Origin of the sequence: Pseudomonas syringae (assembly GCF_021605415.1) — a bacterium.
Lineage (GTDB): Bacteria > Pseudomonadota > Gammaproteobacteria > Pseudomonadales > Pseudomonadaceae > Aquipseudomonas > Aquipseudomonas syringae_S.
On record NZ_WKEQ01000005.1, the window covers coordinates 158970 to 184356 of the forward strand.

The following is a 25387-nucleotide window of genomic DNA, read 5'->3' on the forward strand; positions in this document are numbered from 1 at the left end:
ATCAAGCAGAACTTAGTTCTGTTTGGCCATTGCTTGACGCAGCAGTGCCGCCATAGTGGTGTCACCTGCTTCGCCTTCCGGAGCTGCTTTCAGGCTCTGGATGGCTTCTTTCTCTTCAGCGTCATCTTTCGACTTGATGGAGAGTTGGATCACGCGGCTCTTACGATCGACGCTGATGATCTTGGCTTCAACTTCCTGGCCTTCTTTCAGAACGTTGCGCGCGTCTTCAACGCGGTCACGGCTGATTTCGGAGGCTTTCAGCGTTGCTTCGATATCGTCGGCCAGAACGATGATGGCGCCTTTGGCGTCAACTTCTTTCACGGTACCGGTCACGATTGCGCCCTTGTCGTTAACCGAGACGTACTCGGAGAACGGATCGCTTTCCAGTTGCTTGATACCCAGGGAGATGCGCTCGCGCTCTGGGTCAACCGACAGGATAACGGTGTCCAGCTCGTCGCCCTTCTTGAAGCGGCGTACGGCTTCTTCGCCCACTTCGTTCCAGGAGATGTCGGACAGGTGAACCAGGCCGTCGATGCCGCCGTCCAGACCAATGAAGATACCGAAATCGGTGATCGACTTGATGGTGCCGGAGATTTTATCGCCCTTGTTGAACTGGCCAGAGAAGTCTTCCCATGGGTTCGACTTGCACTGCTTGATGCCCAGGGAGATACGACGACGCTCTTCGTCGATGTCCAGAACCATGACTTCCACTTCGTCGCCGACTTGTACGACTTTCGAAGGGTGGATGTTCTTGTTGGTCCAGTCCATTTCCGAAACGTGTACCAGACCTTCAACGCCTTCTTCCAGCTCAGCGAAGCAGCCGTAGTCGGTCAGGTTGGTTACACGAGCGGTAACGCGAGTGCTTTCTGGGTAACGGGCTTTGATAGCAACCCATGGATCTTCGCCCAGTTGCTTCAGGCCCAGGGAAACACGGTTGCGTTCGCGATCGTATTTCAGAACCTTGACGTCGATTTCGTCACCAACGTTGACGATCTCGGAAGGATGCTTGATGCGCTTCCAGGCCATGTCGGTGATGTGCAGCAGGCCGTCCACGCCACCCAGATCGACGAATGCGCCGTAATCGGTGAGGTTTTTGACGATACCTTTGACTTGCTGGCCTTCCTGCAAGGATTCCAGCAGAGCTTCGCGCTCGGCGGAGTTCTCGGCTTCCAGGACGCTACGACGGGAAACGACAACGTTGTTGCGCTTCTGGTCCAGCTTGATGACCTTGAATTCCAGCTCTTTGCCTTCCAGGTGCGTGGTGTCGCGCACTGGACGGACGTCAACCAGGGAACCTGGCAGGAACGCACGGATGCCGTTAACGTCGACAGTGAAGCCGCCTTTAACCTTACCGTTGATAACGCCCTTGACCACTTCCTCAGCTGCGAAGGCTGCTTCCAGAACGATCCAGCATTCAGCGCGCTTGGCTTTTTCACGGGACAGCTTGGTTTCACCGAAACCGTCTTCAACCGAGTCCAGCGCAACGTGAACTTCGTCACCGACATTGATAGTCAGATCGCCAGCGTCGTTGTAGAACTGCTCAAGCGGGATGAGTGCTTCAGACTTCAGGCCAGCGTGAACGGTTACCCAACGTGCTTGGTAATCGATATCAACGATAACACCGGTGATGATGGAGCCTGCCTGAAGGTTCAGGGTTTTTAGGCTTTCTTCAAAGAGTTCCGCAAAGCTTTCGCTCATTTTAATTCCTGTAGATGAGGGCGAAGGATACGCCCATCTCCACACCCCAGACGGTGTGGGTTAGTTTCATATAAAAGAAGCGCCGCAGGACTATGACTGGTCCCCTGCGGCCCTCTTGGTCACCCGGCGATATCGCGAATGGCGATCTCACTCATGATGCGTTGCAACACCTGGTCGATGGACAATTCCGTGGAATCCAGCTGTATGGCGTCAGCCGCCGGTTTGAGCGGGGCTACCGCTCGCTGGGTATCACGCTCATCGCGTGCACGTATCTCATCTAGCAGACTCGACAGACTAACACCCTCAACTTTGCCCTTCAACTGCAAATATCGACGGCGCGCCCGCTCCTCGGCGCTGGCGGTCAGGAAAATCTTCAATGGCGCACCGGGAAACACCACCGTGCCCATGTCGCGGCCATCGGCCACCAGACCCGGCGCTTCCTGAAAAGCACGCTGACGCTGCAGCAGCGCCTCGCGTACGGCGGGCAATGCAGCCACTTGTGACGCACCGGAACCGATGCTTTCAGTACGAATGACATCGCTGACTTCGTCGCCTTCGAGGATGATCCGCTGGAGCTGACCGTCCGTCGCCGCGATGAATTGCACGTCCAGATGAGCGGCCAGTTTCTTCAGCAGCTCTTCGTTGGTCAGGTCGACGCCGTGGTTGTGCGCAGCAAACGCGAGCAATCGATACAGCGCACCGGAGTCCAGCAGGTTCCAGCCCAGGCGCTTGGCCAGAATCCCGGCGACGGTGCCTTTGCCGGAGCCGCTTGGCCCATCAATGGTGATGACCGGTGCGATGTAGTTCACGACTGAGCCTCTTGTGCCACACGAATGCCAACCTGCTCGCACAGCGCAAGGAAGTTGGGGAACGATGTCGCGACGTTGGCGCAGTCATGGATGCGGATCGGTGCATTCGCGCGCAGTGATGCCACGCTGAAGGCCATCGCGATTCGGTGATCGCCATGACCGTGCACTTCACCGCCGCCGATCTGGCCGCCGTCGATAATGATGCCGTCCGGGGTCGGCTCGCACTTGACGCCGAGCGCCAGCAGACCGTCCGCCATGACCTGAATGCGGTCTGACTCCTTGACCCGCAATTCTTCAGCGCCGGTCAATACCGTGCGCCCTTCCGCACAGGCTGCCGCCACGAACAATACCGGGAACTCATCGATAGCCAGCGGGACCAGCGCTTCGGGAATCTCGATACCTTTGAGCTTAGCTGCTCGCACGCGCAAGTCAGCCACCGGCTCGCCGCCCACTTCACGCTGGTTTTCCAGGGTGATGTCGGCGCCCATCAGGCGCAGAATATCGATCACGCCGGTGCGGGTCGGGTTGATGCCGACATGTTCCAGCACCAGCTCGGAGCCTTCGGCAATCGAGGCCGCCACCAGGAAAAACGCCGATGACGAAATGTCGCCCGGCACTTCAATGTGAGTTGCTGTCAGCTTGCTGCCGGACTCGACCGAAGCCGTGGCACCGTCGACAGTGACCGGGTAACCGAAACCACGCAGCATACGCTCGGTGTGGTCACGGGTCGGCGCCGGCTCGGTGACCGTGGTCTTGCCTTCGGCGTACAGACCGGCGAGCAACAGGCAGGATTTCACCTGGGCGCTGGCCATCGGCATGGTGTAGGTCAAGCCCTTGAGCTTGTGTCCACCACGAATGACCATCGGCGGACGACCTTCAGCAGCGGTCTCGATCACGGCGCCCATTTCACGCAGCGGGTTGGCCACGCGATTCATCGGACGCTTGGACAACGAGGCATCGCCAGTCAGGGTGCTGTCGAAGTTTTGCGCAGCCAGCAGGCCGGACAGCAAACGCATCGAAGTACCGGAGTTGCCTAGATAGATCGGGCCCGGCGCCGGTTTCAAACCGTGCAGGCCGACACCGTGAATGGTTACGCGGCCGTGGTGCGGGCCTTCGATGACCACGCCCATGTCGCGGAATGCCTGCAAGGTGGCCAGGGCGTCTTCGCCCTCAAGGAAACCTTCAACTTCGGTCACGCCCTCCGCCAGAGAGCCGAGCATGATCGAACGGTGGGAAATCGATTTGTCGCCTGGTACGCGAATCCGACCGGACAGGCGGCCACCAGGTTGAGCCAGGAAAATCAGATCGTTGGAATTCATAGCGTCCACATAGGCCCTGCGGGCCAGGATTTTACTGAAATGCTCGCGGGCAACCCGGGCGCGCGTGAAGACGCCCAACAATTGGTGCCCATCCCCTGCATCGACCGCGTCGCGCAAGGCGTCGAGGTCGCTGCGAAATGTATCGAGTGTGCGCAGGACAGCCTCGCGGTTGGCGAGGAAGATGTCGTGCCACATCACCGGGTCGCTTCCAGCGATTCTTGTGAAATCGCGGAAACCGCCCGCAGCGTAACGGAAGATCTCAAGGTTTTCATTGCGCTTGGCCAATGAATCGACAAGACCAAATGCCAACAGATGCGGCAGATGACTGGTCGCGGCCAGCACTTCGTCGTGACGCTCGACCTGCATGTGCTCGACATCGGCGCCCAATTCGCGCCACAAGCGATCGACAACCGCCAAGGCTTGCGGATCGGTTTGCGCGAGCGGTGTCAGAATCACTTTATGACGACGGAACAGTTCGGCATTGGAGGCTTCCACCCCGCTCTGCTCAGAGCCGGCAATCGGATGGCCCGGTACGAAGCGCGCCGGCATGCCGCCAAACGCCTCGGTCGCCGCACGCACCACATTGCCCTTGGCGCTGCCGACATCCGTGAGAATCGCCTGCCCCAGATCCATGCCAGCCAAACGGGCGAGCACTTTTTCCATGGCCAGGATCGGCACCGCCAACTGAATCACATCGGCGCCCTGGCAGGCCGCCAGCAGATCCTCTTCGCAGCGATCCACCACACCCAACTCGACCGCCAACTTGCGCGATTGCGGATCGAGATCGACCCCGACCACTTCGCGGCAAACGCCGCTTTCGCGCAAGCCTTTGGCAAACGAACCACCGATCAATCCCAGACCGACCACCACCAGGCGACCGATCATAGGTGCAGCAGATTGCAGTGCAGTGACATCAACCACGAGCCATAACCTTGCGCAGCGCTTCAAGGAAGCGGCTGTTTTCTCTTTCAAGACCGATGGTGACGCGCAAATGGTTCGGCATGCCGTAGTTGGCCACTGGACGCACAATCACGCCTTCGCGCAACAAGTCTTCGAACACCGGCGCCGCCACTTGACCGAGATCGACACAAATGAAATTGCCTTTCGACGGAATCCAGGTCAACCCCAGCGCACTGAAACCGGCTTCCAGCTGTTGCATGCCGGCTTCGTTCAAGCGGCGGCTTTTGGCCAGGTAGTCTTCATCCTTAAGCGCCGCACACGCTGCGGCCAGTGCCAGGCTGTTGACGTTGAACGGCTGACGAACGCGGTTCAGCACGTCCGCCACCACTGGCGTCGACAAGGCGTAGCCAACGCGCAGCGCTGCCAGGCCGTAGGCCTTGGAGAATGTCCGGGAGACGAGCATATTCGGATAAGCCGCGAGGAAATCCAGCCCATCCGGCAAGTCGCTACCCTCGGCGTATTCGATGTACGCCTCGTCCAGCACGACAAGCACATGTTCCGGCACATCTTGCAGGAATTCGTCCAGCGCCTCGGCGTCGAACCAGGTGCCGGTCGGGTTGTTCGGGTTAGCAATAAAGACGACGCGAGTGTTGGCGTCGATCGCCGCCAGCATCGCCGGCAGGTCATGCCCCCACTCCTTGGCCGGAACGACCTTGGCCTGAGCGCCCACTGCCTGGGTCGCGATCGGATACACCGCGAACGCATGCTCGCTGAACACCGCGTTCAGGCCCGGCGCCAGATAGGCGCGCGCGACCAGTTCGAGAATGTCGTTGGAGCCGTTGCCCAAGGTCACCTGGTTCAGCTCGACGCGGCACTGCTCGGCCAGCAGCGACTTAAGGGCAAAACCGTTGCCATCCGGATAACGGGTCAGCTCGGTCAACTCGCTACGGATCGCCGCCAGCGCTTTCGGACTGGCGCCCAGCGGGTTTTCATTGCTGGCCAGTTTGATGATGCTCGCTGGATCAAGATCCAGCTCACGTGCCAGTTCGTCCACTGGCTTGCCCGGCACGTATGGCGAAAGTTGTTGCACGCCCGGCTGTGCCAGAGCGAGGAAATTGCCACTCATTTGCTACCGCCCCTTAGAGAACTGCTTTCGGGTAGGAACCCAGTACTTTGAGTGCTACTGCTTCCTGACTGATCTTCTCCAGCACACCTTTGATCAACGGATCGCGGTGGTGGCCAACGAAGTCGATGAAGAACACGTAAGTCCATTTACCGCTGCGCGAAGGACGTGTCTCGATACGAGTCAGGTCGATCCCGTTGTCGTGGAACGGCACCAGCAGCTCATGCAGCGCGCCGGGCTTGTTGCTCATGGACACGATGATCGAAGTCTTGTCGTCGCCAGTCGGCGGCACTTCCTGATTACCGATCATCAGGAATCGCGTGGAGTTGTCCGGGCGATCCTCGATTTTCTCGGCCAGACGGGTCAGGCCATACAGGCCAGCAGCCATGTCACCGGCAATCGCCGCCGAGTTCCACTCACCCTTGACCCGCTTGGCCGCTTCGGCGTTGCTCGAAACCGCCACGCGCTCGACGTTCGGGTAATGCGCGTCGAGCCACTTGCGGCACTGGGCCAGCGACTGCGCATGAGAATAGATGCGGCTGATACTGTCGGTCTTGGTGTTTTCGCCGACCAACAAATGATGGTGGATACGCAGCTCAACTTCGCCGCAGATCACCATGTCGTGCTCGAGGAAGCTGTCGAGGGTGTGATTGACCGCGCCTTCGGTGGAGTTTTCCACCGGCACCACGCCGAAGTTCACCGCACCGGCTGCCACTTCACGGAACACTTCGTCGATCGCCGCCATCGGCTTGCTGATCACGGCATGGCCGAAGTGCTTCATCGCGGCCGCTTGGGTAAAGGTGCCTTCCGGGCCGAGATAAGCCACTTTCAGCGGCTGCTCCAGCGCCAGGCAGGAAGACATGATTTCGCGGAACAACCGCGCCATCTCTTCGTTGCCCAACGGCCCCTGATTTCGCTCCATCACGCGTTTGAGCACCTGGGCTTCACGCTCCGGACGGTAAAACACCGGGACTTCGCCCTCGGCCAGCGACGCCATTTTCACCCGCGCCACTTCCTGGGCGCAGCGTGCGCGCTCGCTGATCAGCTCCATGACTTTGGTGTCCAGCGCATCGATACGGACGCGCAGCGCCTTGAGTTCTTGCTCGGACATCAGCCGTGTTCCTTCTCGAACTCCGCCATGTACGCCACCAACGCGTTGACCGCAGTGATGTCGACAGCGTTATAGATAGAAGCGCGCATGCCACCCACGGAGCGGTGGCCCTTGAGGTTAAGCAGGCCGCGTTCGTCGGCGCCGGCCAGGAACGGCTTGTCGAGGCGGTCATCGGCCAGACGGAACGGCACGTTCATCCACGAGCGATCCGACTTGTTGATCGGGTTGCTGTAAAGGCCGCTGGCGTCGATGAAGCCGTACAGCGTGCGCTGCTTGACGTCGTTGAGCTTGGCGATCGCGTCGACGCCGCCCTGCTCTTTCAGCCACTGGAACACCAGGCCGGACAAGTACCAGGCCAGTGTCGGCGGGGTGTTGTACATCGAGCCGTTATCGGCCGCGACCTTGTAGTTGAGCATGGTCGGGCACAGGGCACGCGCCTTGCCAAGCAGATCTTCGCGGACGATGTTGACCACGATGCCACTCGGGCCGATGTTCTTCTGCGCGCCGGCGTAGATCATGCCGAAGCGGGAAATGTCGACCGGACGCGACAGAATGTCCGAAGACATGTCAGCCACCAGCGGCACGTCGCCGGTTTGCGGAATCCACTGGAATTCCAGACCACCGATGGTTTCGTTCGGCGCGTAGTGAACGTAGGCCGCGTCTTTGGACAGGTTCCACTCGTTCTGGCCCGGAATGGCGAAATAGTCATATGGCTTGGCGGTGGCGGCAACGTTGACGTGACCGTAACGCGAGGCTTCTTCGATGGCTTTCTGCGACCAGATACCGGTGTCGATATAGTCGGCGCTGCCGCCTTCGGGCAACAGGTTCAGTGGAATCTGCGCAAACTGCTGGCTCGCGCCACCTTGCAGAAACAGCACTTTGTAGTTCGACGGGATATTAAGCAGGTCACGCAGATCCTGCTCGGCCTGGGTCGCGATGGACACGAACTCATCACTGCGATGGCTCATTTCCATGACCGACAGGCCTTTGCCGTGCCAGTCGAGCAATTCACCCTGGGCGCGCTGCAGGACAGCTTCGGGAAGCGCCGCGGGACCGGCACAGAAGTTATAGGCTCTCTTGCTCACATCCAATCTCGCTCTGGCTTGGTGATACACAATAATTCTTTGATCGGTCACAGGATCTTTGCAGGAGCAGCCTTCGGCAGCACCTGCACAGGCATTTCATGCCTGACAAACAACAAGGGGGCGAATTTTCATCCGCCCCCTGTTTGTCCACTTACTCTTGTGGCTCTTCGTCGGCGGCAGCGTCGAGTTGCTGGTCTTCTACAGCGTCGTCGACCACGACATCGCCTTCGAACACCTCGCCCTCTTCGCCTTCAAGCTCTTCGCCCTCGATTTCCGACGGCTCCTGTACCCGCTCCAGCCCGACCAGGGTTTCATCCTTGGCCAGTTTGATGAGGGTCACGCCCTGGGTGTTACGCCCCAGACTGGACACTTCGTCAACGCGAGTACGTACCAGGGTGCCCTGGTCGGAAATCAGCATGATTTCCTCGCCGTCGAGCACCTGGACTGCGCCGACCAGACGGCCGTTACGCTCGTTGCTGACCATGGCGATCACGCCCTGACCGCCACGTTTGTATTCAGGGAACTCGCTGATGGCCGTACGCTTGCCGTAACCACGTGCAGAGGCGGTGAGGATCTCGCTGCCTTCTTCCGGGATCAGCATGGAAATCAGCTTCTGGCCTTCCGGCAGACGCATGCCGCGAACACCGCGAGCGGTACGGCCCATGGCGCGAACGTCGGATTCCTTGAAGCGGGTCACCTTGCCACCGTCGGAGAACAGCATGACTTCACGCTCGCCATCGGTGATGGCTGCGGAGATCAGCACGTCGCCTTCATCCAGCTCCAGCGCGATCAGACCGACGCTGCGCTGACGGCTGAAGGATTCCAGCGGGGTCTTCTTCACGGTGCCGAGTGCGGTCGCCATAAAGATGTAGTGACCTTCGGTGTATTCCTCGACCGGCAACATGGTGGTGATGTATTCACCGTCATCCAGCGGCAGCAGGTTGACCAGCGGACGACCACGGGCGGCGCGCGATGCTTCCGGGATCTCGTAGGTCTTCAGCCAGTACACCTTGCCTTTGCTGGAGAACAGCAGCAGCGTGGTGTGGCTGTTCGCGACCAGCAGGTGAGCAATGTAGTCCTCATCCTTGACGCCGGTCGCCGATTTGCCTTTACCGCCACGACGCTGAGCCTGATACGCAGCCAATGGCTGGGTCTTGGCGTAGCCACCGTGGGAGATGGTCACGACGCGCTCTTCTTCCGGGATCATGTCACCCAGGGTCAGGTCGAGACGGGCATCGAGAATTTCGGTGCGACGCACGTCGCCGTATTCGGCGCGGATCACTTCCAGCTCTTCGCGGATCACTTCCATCAGGCGCACGGCGCTGTTGAGGATGCGGATCAGCTCGCCGATCTGGTTGAGGATCTCCTGATACTCGGCCAGCAGCTTCTCGTGTTCCAGACCGGTCAGGCGATGCAGACGCAGTTCGAGAATGGCTTGCGCCTGTTCCGGCGACAGGAAGTACTTGCCTTCACGCAGACCGTATTGCGGATCGAGGTTCTCGGGACGGCACGAATCGGCGCCGGCACGCTCAACCATCGCCACCACGGCGGACGATTCCCAAGGGGTGCTGATCAGCGCCTCTTTGGCTTCCGACGGCGTTGGCGAGGCCTTGATCAGGGCGATGACAGGATCAATGTTCGACAGGGCAACGGCCTGGCCTTCGAGAATGTGACCACGCTCGCGGGCTTTACGCAGTTCGAACACGGTGCGTCGGGTAACCACTTCGCGACGGTGGCGAACGAAGGCTTCCAGCAGATCCTTGAGGTTCAGGATGCGTGGACGGCCGTCGATCAACGCGACGATGTTGATACCGAACACCGCTTGCAATTGAGTCTGGGCGTAGAGGTTGTTGAGAATCACCTCAGGCACTTCGCCGCGACGCAGCTCGATCACGACGCGCATGCCGTCCTTGTCGGATTCGTCGCGCAGTTCGGTGATGCCTTCGAGCTTCTTCTCTTTAACCAGCTCGGCGATCTTCTCGATCAGACGCGCCTTGTTCAACTGGTACGGCAGTTCGGTGATGACGATCTGCTGGCGGCCACCGACCTTGTCGATGTCTTCGATGGTCGAGCGGGCACGCATGTAAATGCGCCCGCGACCGGTGCGGTAGGCTTCGATGATACCGGCGCGACCGTTGATGATCGCGGCGGTCGGGAAGTCCGGGCCGGGGATGTATTGCATCAACTCGTCGACCGTCAGCTCGGGATTGTCGATGAGCGCCAGGCAACCGTCGATGACTTCACCGAGGTTGTGCGGCGGAATGTTGGTCGCCATGCCCACGGCGATACCGCTGGAGCCGTTGACCAACAGGTTGGGAATACGGGTCGGCATGACCGCCGGGATCATTTCGGTGCCGTCGTAGTTCGGCACCCAGTCCACAGTTTCTTTATGCAGGTCGGCCAGCAGCTCGTGCGCCAGCTTGGTCATGCGGACTTCGGTGTATCGCATGGCCGCAGCGTTGTCGCCGTCCACCGAACCGAAGTTGCCCTGACCGTCAACCAGCAGGTAGCGCAGGGAGAAAGGCTGGGCCATGCGGACGATGGTGTCGTACACCGCAGTGTCACCGTGCGGGTGATACTTACCGATCACGTCACCGACGACACGGGCAGATTTCTTGTACGGCTTGTTGAAGTCGTTGCCCAGCTCGCTCATCGCGAACAGCACGCGACGGTGCACGGGCTTGAGGCCATCGCGCGCATCCGGCAGTGCACGGCCGACGATCACGCTCATCGCGTAGTCGAGGTAGGACTGTTTCAGCTCGTCTTCGATATTGACCGGGAGGATTTCTTTGGCCAGTTCGCCCATGAGAAGCCTGATTCCTTTTTCTGGTGAAACTTCGTCATTTCCATATGGGATCAACGAAGCTCGTCGATGCAGGCTGAGTGCCATGCACCGACTTACGACAAATCAACAAGTTGACCCTGGATTTGCGCAGTGAAGACAACCCCGCAGGGCTGTCTCGGAAAACGCCGGATGTTATCACAAGAGCCGCCACGCACCTATCCCCCAGACGCGCATGGAGCATAGTTAGTTGACCGGTGACAGGCTTGACGGGGACGAGAGAGGCTTAGAGATGCATCGAATGCTCAAATTGAGATCTATTCGGGGATGTTTATTGACTTATACGGCCTCATCGCTGGCAAGCCAGCTCCCACAGGTTGCGTGATCACTCGATTCCTGTGGGAGCTGGCTTGCCAGCGATGGGCCCGCTCAAACGCCAAGGCCAATCAATGCAGGCGTTTGCGGCACATGAGCTGGGCCATTTTCGCGGTGTCGGGGCGTTCGACGATGCCTTTTTCGGTGACGATGGCGTCGATCAAGTCAGCCGGGGTGACATCGAACACCGGGTTGAATGCCTCGACGTCGGCACCCACACGCTTGCCGCCGACTTCCAGCAGTTCGGCACCGTCACGCTCCTCAATCGGAATGTCATCGCCGCTGGCCAGGTTCATGTCGATGGTCGAACTCGGCGCCACCACCATGAAACGCACGCCGTGGTGCATGGCATTGACCGCCAGTTGATAAGTACCGATTTTATTGGCGACGTCGCCGTTGGCGGTGATCCGGTCAGCGCCGACGATCACCCAGGTCACGCCTTTGGTTTTCATGATGTGCGCGGCTGCGGAGTCAGCGTTCAGCGTCACCGGAATCCCTTCATTGGCCAGTTCCCACGCAGTCAGACGCGACCCTTGAAGCCACGGACGGGTTTCGTCGGCGTAGACGCGCTCGACCATGCCTTCCAGGAACGCGCCGCGAATCACGCCCAGCGCCGTGCCGAAACCGCCGGTCGCCAGTGCGCCGGTGTTGCAGTGCGTGAGGATGGCCTGAGCATTGCCCTGATGCTTGCGAATCAGATCAACGCCCAGTTGCGCCATGGTCAGGTTGGCTTCGCGATCACTTTCATGGATCGCGAGGGCTTCGGCTTCCAGCGCCGCCAGTGGATCGGCGTTTTCTTTCAGGCGATCCAGCCGATCGTGCATGCGACCCAGCGCCCAGAACAGGTTGACGGCTGTAGGACGGGAATCGGCCAGCAGCATGAAATCCTCTTCCAGCGCCGCATACCAGTCGCCCCCTTCGGCAATTCGCGTACGCGCTGCCAGCACGATGCCATAGGCCGCACTGATGCCGATGGCTGGCGCACCGCGCACCACCATAGAACGAATGGCTTCGGCCACGCCCGCTGCACTGGTGTAGGCAATCCAGTTTTCCTCGAACGGCAGAATGCGCTGATCGAGCAGGTACAGGGCGCCATCACGCCAATCGATGGCCTTCACTTTCTCTGCAGCCAACAGTCGATCGCGCATCCCAACCCCCGCACTTATGAACAAAAGCCGCCGATTATAGCGAGCCCCCCGCGAAGACGCTCGGGTATACTTCGCCATCCTTCACAAAAGCACTGGAACCGACCCTCGATGCCGAAACCTGCCATTGCGCTCGATTTATTGTTGCTGCCGACCTGGCTCGTTCCTGTCGAACCCGCTGGCGTGGTGCTCAAAGAGCATTGCCTGGGCATCCGTGACGGTCGCATCGTGTTTATCGGCCCGCGCGCTGAGGCGCTGAAGTGCAACGCCACTGAAACTCGCGAATTGCCGGACGTCTTGCTCAGTCCGGGTCTGATCAATGCTCACGGTCACGCGGCGATGACGCTGTTCCGTGGTCTGGCGGATGATCTGCCGTTGATGACCTGGCTGGAAAACCACATCTGGCCTGCCGAGGGCAAATGGGTCGATGAAGATTTCGTCCGTGATGGCACCGACCTGGCCATCGCCGAACAGATAAAAGGTGGCATCACCTGTTTTTCTGACATGTATTTCTTCCCGAAGGTTGCCAGCGAGCGCGTGCACAACAGCGGTATCCGCGCGCAGATTGCCATTCCGATCCTCGATTTTCCCATTCCGGGTGCCGCCAGCGCCGACGAAGCCATTCGTCAGGGCGTCGAGCTGTTCGGCGATCTCAAGCATCACGAGCGCATCAAGATCACCTTCGGCCCTCACGCACCCTACACCGTGGGCGACGAGAATCTGGAAAAAATCCGCGTCATTGCCGAAGAGCTCGACGCCTCGATCCATATGCACGTCCACGAAACCGCTTTCGAAGTGCAGCAAGCGGTCGAGCAGAACGGCGAACGCCCGCTGGCGCGCCTCGGTCGACTGGGCCTGCTCGGCCCGCGCTTCCAGGCCGTGCACATGACCCAGATCAGCGAGGACGACCTTGCGCTGCTGGTAGAAAGCAACACCAGCGTGATCCATTGCCCGGAATCGAACCTGAAACTGGCCAGCGGCTTCTGCCCGGTGGAGCGTCTGTGGCAGGCTGGGGTCAACGTCGCCGTCGGCACCGATGGCGCGGCGAGCAATAATGATCTCGATCTGCTCGGCGAGACCCGTACCGCTGCGTTGCTGGCCAAAGCCGTTGCCGGCTCGGCCACCGCACTGGATGCCCACCGCGCCTTGCGCATGGCCACGCTCAACGGCGCCCGCGCCCTCGGGATCGAAGCGCAGACCGGTTCGCTGGAAATCGGCAAGGCGGCAGACATCGTCGCCTTTGATTTGTCCGGACTGGCGCAGCAACCGGTCTATGACCCGGTGTCGCAGCTTATCTATGCCACCGGCCGCGACTGCGTTAAGCATTTGTGGGTCGCCGGCAAACAATTGCTCGACGACCGGCGCCTGACGCGCCTTGATGAACAACAACTGATCGCCACCGCCAAAGCCTGGGGCCAGCGCATCAGCGGTCACACCGAATCGTAAAAACCCCGGACAGAGTTCCGGGGCTACAACCTTTTTCAAGTTTTTCGAGGAATGACCATGAGTAACGTCGACCACGCCGAAATCGCCAAATTCGAGGCCCTTGCCCATCGCTGGTGGGATCGTGAAAGCGAGTTCAAGCCGCTGCACGACATCAACCCGTTGCGCGTCAACTGGATTGATGAGCGGGTCAATCTGGCCGGCAAAAAAGTCCTCGACGTCGGTTGCGGCGGCGGCATCCTCAGCGAAGCCATGGCCCAACGTGGCGCCACCGTGATGGGCATCGACATGGGCGAAGCGCCGCTGGCGGTCGCGCAACTGCATCAACTGGAATCCGGCGTGAGTGTCGAGTACCGGCAGATCACCGCCGAAGACCTCGCTGAAGAAATGCCGGAGCAGTTCGATGTGGTCACCTGTCTCGAAATGCTCGAACACGTGCCTGATCCGTCGTCGGTCATCCGCGCTTGCTTCCGCATGGTCAAGCCTGGCGGCCAAGTGTTTTTCTCGACCATCAATCGCAACCCGAAGGCGTACCTGTTTGCGATCATCGGCGCCGAATACATCATGAAGTTGCTGCCACGCGGCACCCACGACTTCAAGAAATTCATCCGCCCCTCCGAGCTGGGCGCCTGGAGCCGTATCGCCGGCCTCACCGTAAAAGACATCATCGGCCTGACCTACAACCCGCTGACCAAACACTACAAACTGGCGGCGGACGTTGACGTCAACTACATGATCCAGACCCTGCGCGAGGAGTAAGCCGATGGCTATCAGAGCAGTTCTCTTCGACATGGACGGCACCTTGCTCGACACGGCGCCGGACTTCATCGCCATTTGCCAGGCGATGCGCGCGGATCGCGGCTTGCCGCCGATCAACGACCAGCACATTCGCGACGAGATCTCCGGCGGTGCCAAAGCCATGGTCGCGGTGACGTTTTCGATGGATCCGGAATCCCCGGGTTTCGAGCAATTGCGTCAGGAATTCCTTGAGCGCTACCTCGTGGGTTGCGCCGTGCACAGCAAACTGTTCGACGGCATGGCCGAGTTGCTGGTGGACATCGAGCGCGCGAATCTGATCTGGGGCGTGGTCACCAACAAGCCTGTGCGTTTCGCCGAGCCGATCATGCAACGACTTGGCCTGGCCGAGCGTTCGGCAGTGCTGATCTGCCCGGATCATGTGAAGAACAGCAAGCCGGATCCGGAGCCGCTGATTCTTGCCTGCAAAATGCTCGACCTTGATCCGTCCACTGTACTGTTCATCGGTGATGACTTGCGGGACATCGAGTCGGGCCGCGATGCGGGCACCAAGACTTGTGCCGTAACGTTTGGCTACATCCATCCGGATGACAATCCGCGGCATTGGGGTGCGGATGCGGTGGTGGATCATCCGCTGGAGTTGCGCAAGGTGCTGGATAGCGCGTTGTGTGGTTGCTGACTGCGCCCTGCTCCTGCAAGCCTTCGGTTACTGATTTAAGAGGTTTTTATGTTCGATTACTCCGCTCGCCCCGAATTGCTCAAGGATCGGGTCATTCTGGTCACCGGCGCCGGTCGTGGCATCGGTGCGGCCGCCGCCAAGACTTACGCAGCCCACGGCGCCACCGTGCTGTTGCTGGGAAAGACCGAAGCCAATCTGAGTCAGGTCTATGACGAGATCGAAGCGGCCGGGCATCCGCAGCCGGTAGTGGTTCCGTTCAACCTGGAGACCGCCCTGCCCCATCAATACGATGAGCTGGCGGCGATGATCGAGAACGAATTCGGCCGTCTCGACGGCCTGCTGCACAACGCCTCGATCATCGGCCCGCGCACGCCGATCGAGCAGTTGTCCGGCGAGAACTTCATGCGCGTCATGCACGTTAACGTCAACGCCATGTTCATGCTCACCAGCACGTTGCTGCCATTGCTCAAGCTTTCACAGGACGCGTCGGTGGTGTTCACCTCCAGCAGCGTCGGGCGTAAAGGCCGGGCTTACTGGGGCGCCTATGGTGTTTCCAAGTTCGCCACTGAAGGCTTGATGCAAACCCTGGCCGACGAGGTCGACACCGTCGCGCCGGTACGCGCCAACAGCATCAACCCCGGCGGCACGCGCACCAGCATGCGCGCGCAGGCTTATCCCGGTGAAAACCCGCTGAATAACCCGACGCCTGAAGAGATCATGCCGGTCTATCTCTATCTGATGGGCCCCGACAGCACGGGCATCAATGGCCAGGCGTTCAACGCCCAGTAATGCCATACGTCGCATTTTGTGCCGTGACGGGTTCCCGTCGCGGCACGATATTGCCGCCTCTACGTTCGCCAAGTCAGTCAAATATCTAGCGCTGCCACTTCAAATATTTTCTCAACTTATTGATTCTCAACGACTTTGAATAAACCTGAACGGAATGGCACGACTTTCGCTCTAATTCTGTTCATAACAAGCCGTGAGAAGGCTGTGGCGCGACGCCTGATTGGATAGCTGACTATTCGCCATCAGGCAGACTAAACTTGAAACAAATGTCCTACGGGACTGATGGATCAGTACGACGCGCAGCCCTTAGCCGCTCTCACCCAGCCTGTAAGACAGCCTTACTGCCTAGGGGCTCACGCCATAATGAAATCACCCTCCCAGACCAATGCAATTGACTTCGACAGCGCCAAATTGCAACGCCTGGGCATCGGTCAGCAACCAGCGCGTCTGGAGCGGCCCGCAAGCCTTGCACAATTGCGCCAGCAGCTGAGTCAACAACTGCAAACCAGCCTTGAACCGCAACGCATCCTTGGTTTGTTTTTCCGCGAGATACAGGCGCTTGTGCCGCTGGACGCATTGGTCTATCAACATCAGGGCAGCGACCTGAGGCTGGAGTTCGGCGTTCGCGGTCGTCACTCGGTCAGCTACAGCCTCAGTCATGACGGCGAACAGTTGGGCGAACTGATATTTCGCCGCAATCAACGCTTTAGCGAGCATGAACAGGGCAACCTGGAGTCATTGCTCTCGGCGTTGTTGTATCCGATGCGCAATGCCCTGCTCTATCGCGCTGCGACCCAAAGCGCATTACGCGACCCGTTGACCGGTACCGGCAATCGCATTGCCATGGAACAGACCCTGCATCGGGAAATCGAAATGGCGCGCCGGCATCTTCAACCGTTGTCGCTGCTGATGCTCGATATTGACCACTTCAAGGATGTCAACGACAGCCATGGCCACAGCGCGGGCGATGAAGTGCTCAAAGCCGTAGCCGCATCGATCAAAGGCCAGTTGCGCAATGTCGACATGGTGTTTCGTTATGGCGGGGAAGAGTTTTTGATTTTGCTGTCGAACACCAGTCGGGATGCGGCCGCACTGGTCGGCGAGCGACTGCGCCAGGCGGCGCAAAATCAGGATCATTACGCCGATGGCAAATTGATCGAGCTGACCGTGAGTCTCGGATGCTCGACGCTGTTACCCAGTGAGTCCGCGGACAGCTTGCTGCGCCGGGCCGACAGCGCGCTGTACGTGGCCAAGCGAGAGGGTCGCAACCGCCTGACCATGGCAGGCTGATTTCAGACACTCCACAAACAACTGCAGGAGCGAGCCTGCTCGCGAAATCGGTGCATCAGCCAAAATGTTGTCGGCTGATGCACCCCTTCACGAGCAGGCTCGCTCCCACATTTTTTAGTGCATTGGATCAGCTTTCGGCCAGTGCCCGCCGTTCACGTCCGACTACGACGCGTTCTGCCATTTCAAGCTGCATACAGCGCTCAAGAAACAGATACATGTAGTCGTAACTCTTGCAGACGGCCTGTCGCAGCTCCTCCTGCAATGCCTTCGTCGGGTTCAAACCGGCCAGGGTGCAGATGATTTCCAGCGCTTCCCACGGATGGGCGTCATCGTATTGGGCGTGCATTTTCAGCCATTTCATCGCCCGCTTGCGATCCTCTTCAGGGAACGCCGCAGCGTACACACCCGTTGAGCAGACCACCGCTGACCACTCCCCCGTCGCACCCTCGATCGCATAGTTGGTGGCGGCAATGGCGACGATCAGCGAGTCCGACGAACTGGTGTGCCAGCACCAGTGGCTCAGCGCGTGCAGCTCCGGCGGCACTTGCTGTGCCTGAAGATCTTCGAGGCTGACACCGTGTGCGCGACTCCAATGTACCCAATAATCGGCGTGGTTCAGTTCCACGCGGATATTGCGCATCAACCAGCGTCGCGCCATGTCTTCGCCGGGATGACGGGCGAATTTTGTTTTGGTGAGGTTCTGCGCCATGTACAACGCAAATTGCTCAACGACGGGCCAGCCACCAATGAGATATTGGCGCATGGTTCTGGCGCTGAGCTTGTTATCACGCATGCGCAGATAAAGTTCATGCTCGACAACCCGGCGTTTGCTCTCGCTGCAATCCTTGATCAACTGTTGTGCCCAGTCGGGATAACTAGCAGCTTCCATGAGTGGCCCGGTTCTAACGAATGTGTCGATCACTGTTCGGCTCCTTTTGATTTGTGATTGTCTCGACCGGCAAGAGTTTCAACGGAACGTGCCAGGCGCCCTGAACAACAAAGGCTGTGCTCTTGCGGGGCGGCTCTGCAAACTGTCGCATGTAAACAACTGCGGCCGTTCGATCACATATCCCTGAGCATAATCAACACCGATTTCGAGCAATGCCTGTTCTATCTGGGTTGTTTCGACAAACTCGGCAATCGTCTGTTTACCCATGACATGGCCGATGTGATTGATCACTTCGACCATGGCGCGGTTAATCGGGTCGTCCAGCATATCCTTTACGAAACTCCCGTCGATCTTGAGGAAGTCTACAGGTAAATGTTTCAAGTAGGCGAATGAAGACATACCGGCGCAAAAGTCATCAAGCGAGAAATAACAGCCTAAGCTTTTGAGTTCATTAATAAATTTTATTGCACTGCCCAAATTTGAAATCGCACTAGTTTCAGTAATTTCAAAACAAATCATTTCAGGCGGGATTGAATAAGTATCAAACTGTTCACGCAAGAAGTGCAAAAACGCGTCATCTCCTATAGTAATGCCTGACAGATTAATCGCACACATTGCCAATGAACCGTTGCGCTCTTGTTCTATACATTGCGCAATAACCTTGAATACGTTTTGCACGACCCAACGATCGAGCGACGGCATTAATCCATAACGTTCGGCGGCCGGAATGAAACTGTCCGGCAGGATCATCCGGCCGGCCTCGTCATGCAGCCGCAACAGAATTTCGATATGCCCGCCTCGTGCGGCCGCCGCCGGGCCCAACGCGGCGATCTCCTGCGCGTACAAACAAAAGCGGTTTTCCTCCAGCGCCATATGCAAGCGCTGAACCCAGGCCATTTCACCAAAGCGCAGGGACAGCTCGGAGTCGTCGGCGTGATACACCTGAACCCGATTGCGACCCTTTTCCTTGGCCATGTAGCACGCCATGTCGGCGGCGCGCAGGGACGCTTCAAGGGTGGTCGGGGTTTGTGCAATGTGTACCAGACCGATACTCACCGTTGTCAGAAACGGCCGTCCCTTCCACACGAAATGCAGGTTTTGCACAGTGTGGCGCAGGCTTTCGGCAATTTTCTCCGCCGCTTCCGGCGCGCAGTTTTCCAGGAGGATGCCAAACTCGTCCCCGCCCAATCGCGCCAGCGTGTCACCCTCGCGCAAACCGGATTGCAACAGCGCGCAGATATGCCGAAGCAGTTCATCCCCCGCAGCATGACCGCACGTGTCGTTGACCAGCTTGAATTGATCGAGATCGAGGAACATCAGTGCATGCCGCCCCGACTGGCGTGTGAGATTGTGCAGCGCCTGCTCCAGGCGATATTCAAATTCCCGCCGGTTGGCCAGCCCCGTCAAGGCATCGTGGGTGGCCTGCCAGGACAGATTGGCGATGTATTGCCGCTCCTGTGTCATGTCGTGCAGTACCAGCACCGTGCCGCAGATTTTTTCCGCGTGACGAATCGGCGCACCGACCAGCGTGACTGACACGGTGCTGCCGTCCAGGCGCTGGATAAGCTTGGAGTGTTCGCTGCCCCCCATCAGGCGTCCGCTGAGAATGTGCTCGATCAGTGTCTGGCCTTCCGCTTGAGCATTGTCGTCGAGCAAATTGAACAGAGCAGCCAGCGGCAGGCCAGTCGCCTGCTCGGCTTTCCAGTGAGTCAGGGCTTCGGCGGCCGGATTCATGTATTCAATCGCGCCGTTCACATCAGTGGTGATGACCCCGTCACCGATTGATTGCAAGGTAATGTGCGCCCGATCCTTCTCCAGTTGCAGCGCCTCGGCGAATGCATGCCGCTGCTTGAGCAACTTGTGCGTGCGCAACAACGCCAGTGCGATCAGCCCGAGGGCCGTCGCCAGGTTAGTGAACAGCAGCAAACGCATGATCATCCGCGAGCCTTCGCCCAAGGCATCGCTGAAGGCTCTGGCGGCGGGCGTCACGGCGTCATTGATGGAAAAAATACGCCTTTTCCAATCCTGGATATCCGCAGGGGATGCGACATTGGCCTCGATACGCTCATGCATCTCCTGGGCGACGTCGTCCAGCTGCACCAGGTAGGCGTCACCCACTGTCCAGCGATCGATGGCGGTTTCGAGGTAACTGAAATGGCGGAAATTGAGGTAAAGCCAGATCAGGCTGGAAACGTCGTCCGGATGATTGCCACCCTGCAGAATCCCTTCACGGGCGGCTTGCAGATCCGGCGGCTCGCGATCAAGCGCCAGACGCAATTGATGGCTGCCCTGGGGAACGGCAATCGCCGCTTTGAATTTGAGAAAAATGGCCTCGTCGCGGCTGTCGGCGTACAAATTGAGGTAGTAGATGGCGTCTTTCTGGCCCTTGGACCACAAGCTCTCGCCAGCGACATAACCGCGAACAGCCGACAGGACATACAGGCTGACACCACCTAACAGCGCTTGGAACAACACGACGGCGATGAATGGCCAAACGATGCCTAACAGCCGTGGCGTTCCGAGAGTCCGCATTTGATTCATGGAATTCCTTGAAGGCACTGCCTGATCATCCTTTCCGATCAGACCAACCCCCCAAGACTAGGAGGCGTTCCCCCATCAAGCAAGCGACGATCACTTACAAACGCTGCAAATGCCCATAAAGTTTGGCGTACAGGCCACCTTCGGCAATCAATTGCTGATGATCGCCATCCTCGGCGACCTGCCCGCCATCGAAAACCAGCACGCGATCGGCTTGTTTCACGGCGGACAGCCGATGGGCAATGATCAGCGTGGTGCGGCCATTAAGGAACCGCGCCATCGCCTGATGCAGGTTGTATTCAGTGGCGGCATCCAGTGCCGACGTGGCCTCGTCGAGGATCACCACTTTCGGCTCGGCAAGGATCATCCGCGCAATTGCCAGGCGTTGGCGCTGACCACCCGACAAACGCACGCCGGAGCGTCCGACGACACTGTCCAGTCCGTCAGGCAGTCCGCGAATGGTCGCTTCGAGCTGGGCGATTTCCAGCGCCTGCCAGCAGGCTTCATCGCTACGCGTGCGGCCCATGGTCAGATTGGCCCGCACGGTATCGTTGAACAGCGCCGGATGCTGTAGCACCACGGCGACGTTCTCACGCACGGTTTCCAGGCCGATTTCCTGCTGGGTCGATCCGCCGAAGCGAATGGTGCCGGCCAACGGCGTGTACAAACCCAGTAGCAACTGCACCAAGGTACTTTTGCCACCGCCGCTGGCGCCAACGATCGCCACCTTCTCGCCCGGGGCGATGGACAGATCCATCTTGTCCAGCACCAACTCGTCGCCATAGCCGAAACTCAAGCCCTGAATCTGTATGCCCACGGTTTCGCGCCCCTTGAACGGATCGACACCGCCTGGATATAGCGGCTCGTCGGCGCGGGCCAGCAGCTCGTTGATTCGCGACAGCGCACCGCCGGCGGCGTAATAGGCATATTGCAGATTCAGCAACTGCTCGACCGGGCCGATCATGAACCACAGGTAACTGAACACTGCGAGCATCTGGCCGATCGACAGGTCGGAAAACAGCACCGTAAGCATCGCCGCCGCCCGGAAAATGTCGATGCCAAACTGGAACAGCAAGCCGCTGGCCCGGTTGGACGCATCGGTCTTCCACTGAGAATTGACGGCGTAGTTGCGAACTTCTTGCGCGCGCAACCCGAGCCGCCCGAGAAAAAAGCCCTGACGATTGCCGGCACGCACTTCCTGAATCGCATCAAGGGTTTCGCTCAACGCCTGGGTAAACCGAGAGGTGCTGTCGTTCTCCAGTTTTTTCAGGTGCTTGACCCGCTTGCCCAACTGCACCGTGGCGTAGATCACCAGCGGGTTGAACAGCATGATCAGCAGCGCCAGTTTCCAGTGCATCCACATCAGAATGCTCGCGGTGCCGACCAGGGTCAGCATCGCCACGAGAAAACGACTGAGGGTTTCGCCAACGAATTTGTCGAGGGTGTCGAGATCGGTGACCAGGTGCGTGGTCACGGTGCCGCTGCCCAGACTTTCGTATTCGCCGAGGGAGATGCGCTTGAGCCGTTCGATCAACCGTATGCGAATGCGATAGACGATGTCCTTGGCCAACCGGGCAAACAGCCGCGCCTGCAATACGCCAAAACACAGGGCGCAGCAACGCAGGGTCAAGGTCACCAGCAGCATCAGGCCGATGTAACCGGCGGCTTGCTGCCACATTGAAGGCAACGCATGGTTCATGACTTTCAGCGCGGCATCGCCATGGCCGAGCAGGACTTCGTCCACCAGCAGCGGCAGCAGCAACGGGATCGGCACGCTGCATAACGTCGCCAGTACGGCGACGCCATTGGCGATCCACAGGGATTTTTTATGATGAAGGGCCAGGCGGCGGACTTCCGCCCAGCTCAGCCGGTCGACACGCTTTACCGCTGGCGTGTCATCGGGCAGGTCAGGCACAGGCGGCACGCTCCAGCCAGCGACCGAGTAACGGTGACAGCTCGCTGAGCGGTTGATAGCCGTTGGTCAGCAACGCCAACTGACCATTGCGTTCGGCCAGCAAGGTCGGAAATCCGGCGATGCCCAGATCCTGCACCCAGGTGAAATCGGCCTCGGTAGCGACATGCTGTTCGGCACGATCGAACAACTCGGCGAACTCGATGCGCGGCACGCCGGCCTGTTCCGCCAGCTCGACCAACACGCTGGCCTGAGTGACGTCGCGGCCCTCGACGTAAAACGCGTGTTGAATCAGGCCCAGCAGTTTCCATGCGCAATCCGGCGCCAGGCTGCGCGCCGTTACTAACGCGCGACAGGCAGGTTCGGTGTCGTAGACGAAACCGTCCGGCAGCGCGCCTTCAAGCTTGAACGGCTGACCGGTGGCCTCGGTGACCGCTTGCCAGTGTTCAAGGATGTAGCGTCGGGTGGTCGGTTCAAGTGCCGAGCCGCTGCCGGTGCGCAAGCCGCCAACCACCAGGTGCAGCTCGACCCCGGCGGCCTGCGCCTGCTCAACCAATGCATTGGCGACCGGGGCGAATCCCCAGCACCAGGAACACATCGGATCCATTACATAGAGCAGGCGCGCAGACATGATTCAGGCCTCGGTGGATGCTTGCTTATAGTTGTAGCCGATCGGGTGAGGCATGTTGCGGGCCTTGGCCAGTTCGATCTGCTTTTGGCGATCGATGGCGCTGCGGCGGGTCTTCTCGCTCAGCGTGTCCCAGCAGTGCGGGCAACTGACGCCGGGGACGTAGTGTTCGCTGGTACGATCTTCAACGCTGACCGGCGTGCGGCAGGCATGACATTGATCGTAGTCGCCTTCGCTGAGGTCATGACGCACGGTCACGCGGTTGTCGAACACAAAGCAGTCACCCTGCCATTTGGTCTCCTCCTGCGGCACCTCTTCGAGGTACTTCAGGATTCCGCCCTTGAGGTGGTAAACCTCTTCGTAGCCCTCGGTGAGCATGTAGCTCGACGCCTTCTCGCAGCGGATGCCGCCGGTGCAGAACATCGCGACCTTCTTGTGCACGGCCGGGTTGAAATGGGCTTTTATATAGTCTGGGAATTCGCGAAAACTGGTGGTTTTCGGATCAATGGCGCCTTCGAAGGTGCCGATCGACACTTCGTAGTCGTTACGGGTGTCGATCAACAGCACTTCAGGATCGCTGATCAGCGCATTCCAGTCCTTCGGATCGACATAGGTGCCGACCTTCTTGTTCGGGTCGACGCCTTCGACACCCAAGGTGACGATCTCTTTCTTCAGCTTGACCTTGGTGCGGTAGAACGGCTGGTCGTCGCAGTACGATTCCTTGTGATCGATATCGTCCATGCGCGGGTCGTTCTTGAGCCAGGCGAGCAGCCCGTCAATGCCTTCGCGGCTGCCGGAGACCGTGCCGTTGATGCCTTCTTCGGCGATCAGCAGGGTGCCTTTGATACCGTTGTCGAGCATCGCCTGCAGCAAGGGTTCGCGCAGGTCTACGTAATCTTCGAGGGTGACGAACTTATACAGTGCCGCCACGACAATCTGTTGTGTCATGGGTGATTCTCCAGGTGGCTACCCTCGCAAAGGGTGAACCGGATACGAAAAAAAACGCGCCGGGTGAGCGGCGCGTTGCGGAGTCTAACAAAAAGCAGCTTTGAGCGGCGAGCTTGAAGCGGCAAGCTGATGCGCCGCGTTCCAATCTTGCCGCTTGCCGCTGGCAGCTTTTTACGACTGATCTCCTCCCGCACAGGTCGGCGAAGCCGGCGCAGCGCCCGCCTCTGCCCATTCCTGTGGCGTGTAGGTGTGCAGCGCCAACGCATGGAACTCGCCCATCAGCTCGCCAAGCGTGCCGTAGACTTTCTGGTGGCGCTTGACCCGGTTCAGGCCCTCGAACTGCGCGCTGACCACCACAGCCTTGTAATGCGTCTGCAACCCGCGACTGTGCATGTGGCTTTCATCCAGCACCTGCAGGTGCTCGGGCTGGAGCAGGCTCAGCGTCGATTCGATGCGTTGTTGCATGGTCATGTGAAACTCCGGTTACGGCTTTTTCTTGGCCGGTGCGGCGGCGCCTTTCGGATCCAGCTCGGTGGTCATGTCAGCCAGCAACTTGTTGACGACCGGCACGGCGCTTTCCAGCTTGGCCTGGGTCATTTGCGCCGATTGCTGAGTCAGCTGCGGCATTTTTTCCAGGACTTTCTTGCCCAGCGGCGACCGGTAGAACGCGACCAGATCCTTGAGCTCGGACTCAGTGAAGTTGGTGGTGTAGAGCTTGACCATGTCCGGCTTCAGCTTGTTCCAGCCAATGGCTTGATCGAGCGCGGCGTTGGCCTTGGCCTGATAGGTTTCCAGCACGGCTTTTTTCGATTCCGGGGCTTTGGTCTGTTCAAAACGCTGGGCGAACATTTGCTGCACTTGCATGTACACCGGAGTGCCCAGTTTGTCAGCGTGCGCCAGGGTCAGGAAAGCTTCGGCACTGGCGTTGTGGCTGGCGGTATCGGCGAGAACCTGGCCACTGGCACAGACCAGGGCTACCGCGGTACAGATGGCACGAAGACGAGTCATCGAGTTTCCTTTTCTAGCAGGCGGGGTAAAACCCCAAGGGCGACCATTCTGCGCCTAAAAAACGCCGGCGCTCAACCCCCGCCCCTTGTCGCGCTTGATTGGACGGCTTTAAGAGGTCAACAATCGGGTCGATGGAACCACCCGGGCCGACGCAGGCCTA

General features: G+C 59.2%; 20 protein-coding genes. 5 read left to right on the forward strand and 15 right to left on the reverse strand.

The genetic code is table 11. From position 1 onward, the window contains the following. Positions 1–12: 12 nt before the first annotated feature. The 8 genes from rpsA to mtnA all read right to left on the reverse strand — a co-directional run bounded on the left by rpsA (position 13) and on the right by mtnA (position 12350). Positions 13–1698: a 30S ribosomal protein S1 gene (gene rpsA, locus GIW69_RS05400; RefSeq protein ID WP_236481103.1), complete on the reverse strand. Its 1686-nt coding sequence runs from the start codon at positions 1696–1698 to the stop codon at positions 13–15. A gap of 119 nt (positions 1699–1817) precedes the next feature. After that, positions 1818–2507: a (d)CMP kinase gene (cmk, locus tag GIW69_RS05405; RefSeq protein ID WP_236481104.1), complete on the reverse strand. Its 690-nt coding sequence runs from the start codon at positions 2505–2507 to the stop codon at positions 1818–1820. Continuing rightward, positions 2504–4711 carry a bifunctional prephenate dehydrogenase/3-phosphoshikimate 1-carboxyvinyltransferase gene (locus tag GIW69_RS05410; protein ID WP_236481158.1) on the reverse strand — a complete coding sequence of 736 codons (2208 nt, stop codon included), beginning with the start codon at positions 4709–4711 and terminating at the stop codon, positions 2504–2506. Before GIW69_RS05410 ends, cmk begins: the two co-directional genes overlap by 4 nt. Positions 4712–4739: 28 nt before the next feature. After that, positions 4740–5852, reverse strand: coding sequence for a histidinol-phosphate transaminase (gene hisC / locus GIW69_RS05415; protein WP_236481105.1), 1113 nt, complete (start codon positions 5850–5852; stop codon positions 4740–4742). Between the two features lie 13 nt (positions 5853–5865). Further along, complete coding sequence (gene pheA, locus GIW69_RS05420; RefSeq protein WP_007908404.1) at positions 5866–6960, reverse strand: prephenate dehydratase; 1095 nt, start codon at positions 6958–6960, stop codon at positions 5866–5868. Further along, positions 6960–8045 carry a 3-phosphoserine/phosphohydroxythreonine transaminase gene (serC, locus tag GIW69_RS05425; protein ID WP_236481106.1) on the reverse strand — a complete coding sequence of 362 codons (1086 nt, stop codon included), beginning with the start codon at positions 8043–8045 and terminating at the stop codon, positions 6960–6962. The genes pheA and serC overlap by 1 nt, the downstream gene beginning before the upstream one ends. A gap of 151 nt (positions 8046–8196) precedes the next feature. Beyond that, positions 8197–10851: a DNA gyrase subunit A gene (gyrA, locus tag GIW69_RS05430; RefSeq protein ID WP_236481107.1), complete on the reverse strand. Its 2655-nt coding sequence runs from the start codon at positions 10849–10851 to the stop codon at positions 8197–8199. Between the two features lie 422 nt (positions 10852–11273). Beyond that, positions 11274–12350: an S-methyl-5-thioribose-1-phosphate isomerase gene (mtnA, locus tag GIW69_RS05435; RefSeq protein ID WP_236481108.1), complete on the reverse strand. Its 1077-nt coding sequence runs from the start codon at positions 12348–12350 to the stop codon at positions 11274–11276. Between the two features lie 108 nt (positions 12351–12458). On the opposite strand from mtnA, the gene GIW69_RS05440 reads away from it, so the two are divergent. From GIW69_RS05440 to GIW69_RS05460, 5 genes are all read left to right on the forward strand, one after another. Next, positions 12459–13793, forward strand: coding sequence for a TRZ/ATZ family hydrolase (locus tag GIW69_RS05440; RefSeq protein ID WP_236481109.1), 1335 nt, complete (start codon positions 12459–12461; stop codon positions 13791–13793). 57 nt (positions 13794–13850) lie between these two features. Continuing rightward, the gene (ubiG, locus tag GIW69_RS05445) at positions 13851–14549 is read left to right on the forward strand and encodes a bifunctional 2-polyprenyl-6-hydroxyphenol methylase/3-demethylubiquinol 3-O-methyltransferase UbiG (protein ID WP_236481110.1); all 699 of its coding nucleotides are present in this window, start codon (positions 13851–13853) and stop codon (positions 14547–14549) included. A gap of 4 nt (positions 14550–14553) precedes the next feature. Then, entirely contained in the window at positions 14554–15225 is a 672-nt protein-coding gene (gene mupP, locus GIW69_RS05450; RefSeq protein ID WP_236481111.1) for an N-acetylmuramic acid 6-phosphate phosphatase MupP, read from the forward strand. Between the two features lie 48 nt (positions 15226–15273). Further along, positions 15274–16014: a YciK family oxidoreductase gene (locus tag GIW69_RS05455; RefSeq protein ID WP_236481112.1), complete on the forward strand. Its 741-nt coding sequence runs from the start codon at positions 15274–15276 to the stop codon at positions 16012–16014. Positions 16015–16377: 363 nt separating this feature from the next. Then, a complete protein-coding gene (locus GIW69_RS05460; protein ID WP_236481113.1) occupies positions 16378–17304 on the forward strand; it encodes a GGDEF domain-containing protein in 927 nt (308 codons plus the stop codon). A 127-nt stretch (positions 17305–17431) separates the two neighbouring features. Here the strand turns inward: GIW69_RS05460 and GIW69_RS05465 are convergent, their stop codons facing one another. From GIW69_RS05465 to GIW69_RS05495, 7 genes are all read right to left on the reverse strand, one after another. Continuing rightward, positions 17432–18226, reverse strand: a complete 795-nt coding sequence (locus GIW69_RS05465) for an iron-containing redox enzyme family protein (protein WP_236481114.1) — start codon at positions 18224–18226, stop codon at positions 17432–17434. Between the two features lie 45 nt (positions 18227–18271). Further along, positions 18272–20734 (reverse strand): EAL domain-containing protein, encoded by a 2463-nt coding sequence (locus GIW69_RS05470; protein WP_236481115.1) that lies wholly within the window; start codon positions 20732–20734, stop codon positions 18272–18274. Between the two features lie 94 nt (positions 20735–20828). Continuing rightward, on the reverse strand, positions 20829–22646 hold the full coding sequence (locus GIW69_RS05475) for an ABC transporter ATP-binding protein (protein ID WP_236481116.1): 1818 nt from the start codon (positions 22644–22646) through the stop codon (positions 20829–20831). Beyond that, positions 22639–23274: a DsbA family protein gene (locus GIW69_RS05480; RefSeq protein WP_236481117.1), complete on the reverse strand. Its 636-nt coding sequence runs from the start codon at positions 23272–23274 to the stop codon at positions 22639–22641. The genes GIW69_RS05475 and GIW69_RS05480 overlap by 8 nt, the downstream gene beginning before the upstream one ends. A gap of 3 nt (positions 23275–23277) precedes the next feature. Next, positions 23278–24219 carry an oxygen-dependent tRNA uridine(34) hydroxylase TrhO gene (gene trhO / locus GIW69_RS05485; RefSeq protein ID WP_236481118.1) on the reverse strand — a complete coding sequence of 314 codons (942 nt, stop codon included), beginning with the start codon at positions 24217–24219 and terminating at the stop codon, positions 23278–23280. A gap of 171 nt (positions 24220–24390) precedes the next feature. Next, the gene (locus GIW69_RS05490) at positions 24391–24690 is read right to left on the reverse strand and encodes a BolA family protein (protein WP_236481119.1); all 300 of its coding nucleotides are present in this window, start codon (positions 24688–24690) and stop codon (positions 24391–24393) included. A 12-nt stretch (positions 24691–24702) separates the two neighbouring features. Further along, a complete protein-coding gene (locus GIW69_RS05495; RefSeq protein WP_236481120.1) occupies positions 24703–25227 on the reverse strand; it encodes a DUF2059 domain-containing protein in 525 nt (174 codons plus the stop codon). Positions 25228–25387 lie beyond the last annotated feature (160 nt).

What these genes read in the sequence shown, in the direction of transcription:
- rpsA (WP_236481103.1), bottom strand. Translation starts at nt 1,698, where the DNA reads ATGAGCGAAAGCTTTGCGGAACTCTTTGAAGAAAGCCTAAAAACCCTG.
- GIW69_RS05410 (WP_236481158.1), bottom strand. Translation starts at nt 4,711, where the DNA reads ATGATCGGTCGCCTGGTGGTGGTCGGTCTGGGATTGATCGGTGGTTCG.
- hisC (WP_236481105.1), bottom strand. Translation starts at nt 5,852, where the DNA reads ATGAGTGGCAATTTCCTCGCTCTGGCACAGCCGGGCGTGCAACAACTT.
- pheA (WP_007908404.1), bottom strand. Translation starts at nt 6,960, where the DNA reads ATGTCCGAGCAAGAACTCAAGGCGCTGCGCGTCCGTATCGATGCGCTG.
- gyrA (WP_236481107.1), bottom strand. Translation starts at nt 10,851, where the DNA reads ATGGGCGAACTGGCCAAAGAAATCCTCCCGGTCAATATCGAAGACGAG.
- mtnA (WP_236481108.1), bottom strand. Translation starts at nt 12,350, where the DNA reads ATGCGCGATCGACTGTTGGCTGCAGAGAAAGTGAAGGCCATCGATTGG.
- GIW69_RS05440 (WP_236481109.1), top strand. Translation starts at nt 12,459, where the DNA reads ATGCCGAAACCTGCCATTGCGCTCGATTTATTGTTGCTGCCGACCTGG.
- ubiG (WP_236481110.1), top strand. Translation starts at nt 13,851, where the DNA reads ATGAGTAACGTCGACCACGCCGAAATCGCCAAATTCGAGGCCCTTGCC.
- mupP (WP_236481111.1), top strand. Translation starts at nt 14,554, where the DNA reads ATGGCTATCAGAGCAGTTCTCTTCGACATGGACGGCACCTTGCTCGAC.
- GIW69_RS05455 (WP_236481112.1), top strand. Translation starts at nt 15,274, where the DNA reads ATGTTCGATTACTCCGCTCGCCCCGAATTGCTCAAGGATCGGGTCATT.
- GIW69_RS05460 (WP_236481113.1), top strand. Translation starts at nt 16,378, where the DNA reads ATGAAATCACCCTCCCAGACCAATGCAATTGACTTCGACAGCGCCAAA.
- GIW69_RS05470 (WP_236481115.1), bottom strand. Translation starts at nt 20,734, where the DNA reads ATGAATCAAATGCGGACTCTCGGAACGCCACGGCTGTTAGGCATCGTT.
- GIW69_RS05480 (WP_236481117.1), bottom strand. Translation starts at nt 23,274, where the DNA reads ATGTCTGCGCGCCTGCTCTATGTAATGGATCCGATGTGTTCCTGGTGC.
- trhO (WP_236481118.1), bottom strand. Translation starts at nt 24,219, where the DNA reads ATGACACAACAGATTGTCGTGGCGGCACTGTATAAGTTCGTCACCCTC.
- GIW69_RS05490 (WP_236481119.1), bottom strand. Translation starts at nt 24,690, where the DNA reads ATGACCATGCAACAACGCATCGAATCGACGCTGAGCCTGCTCCAGCCC.
- GIW69_RS05495 (WP_236481120.1), bottom strand. Translation starts at nt 25,227, where the DNA reads ATGACTCGTCTTCGTGCCATCTGTACCGCGGTAGCCCTGGTCTGTGCC.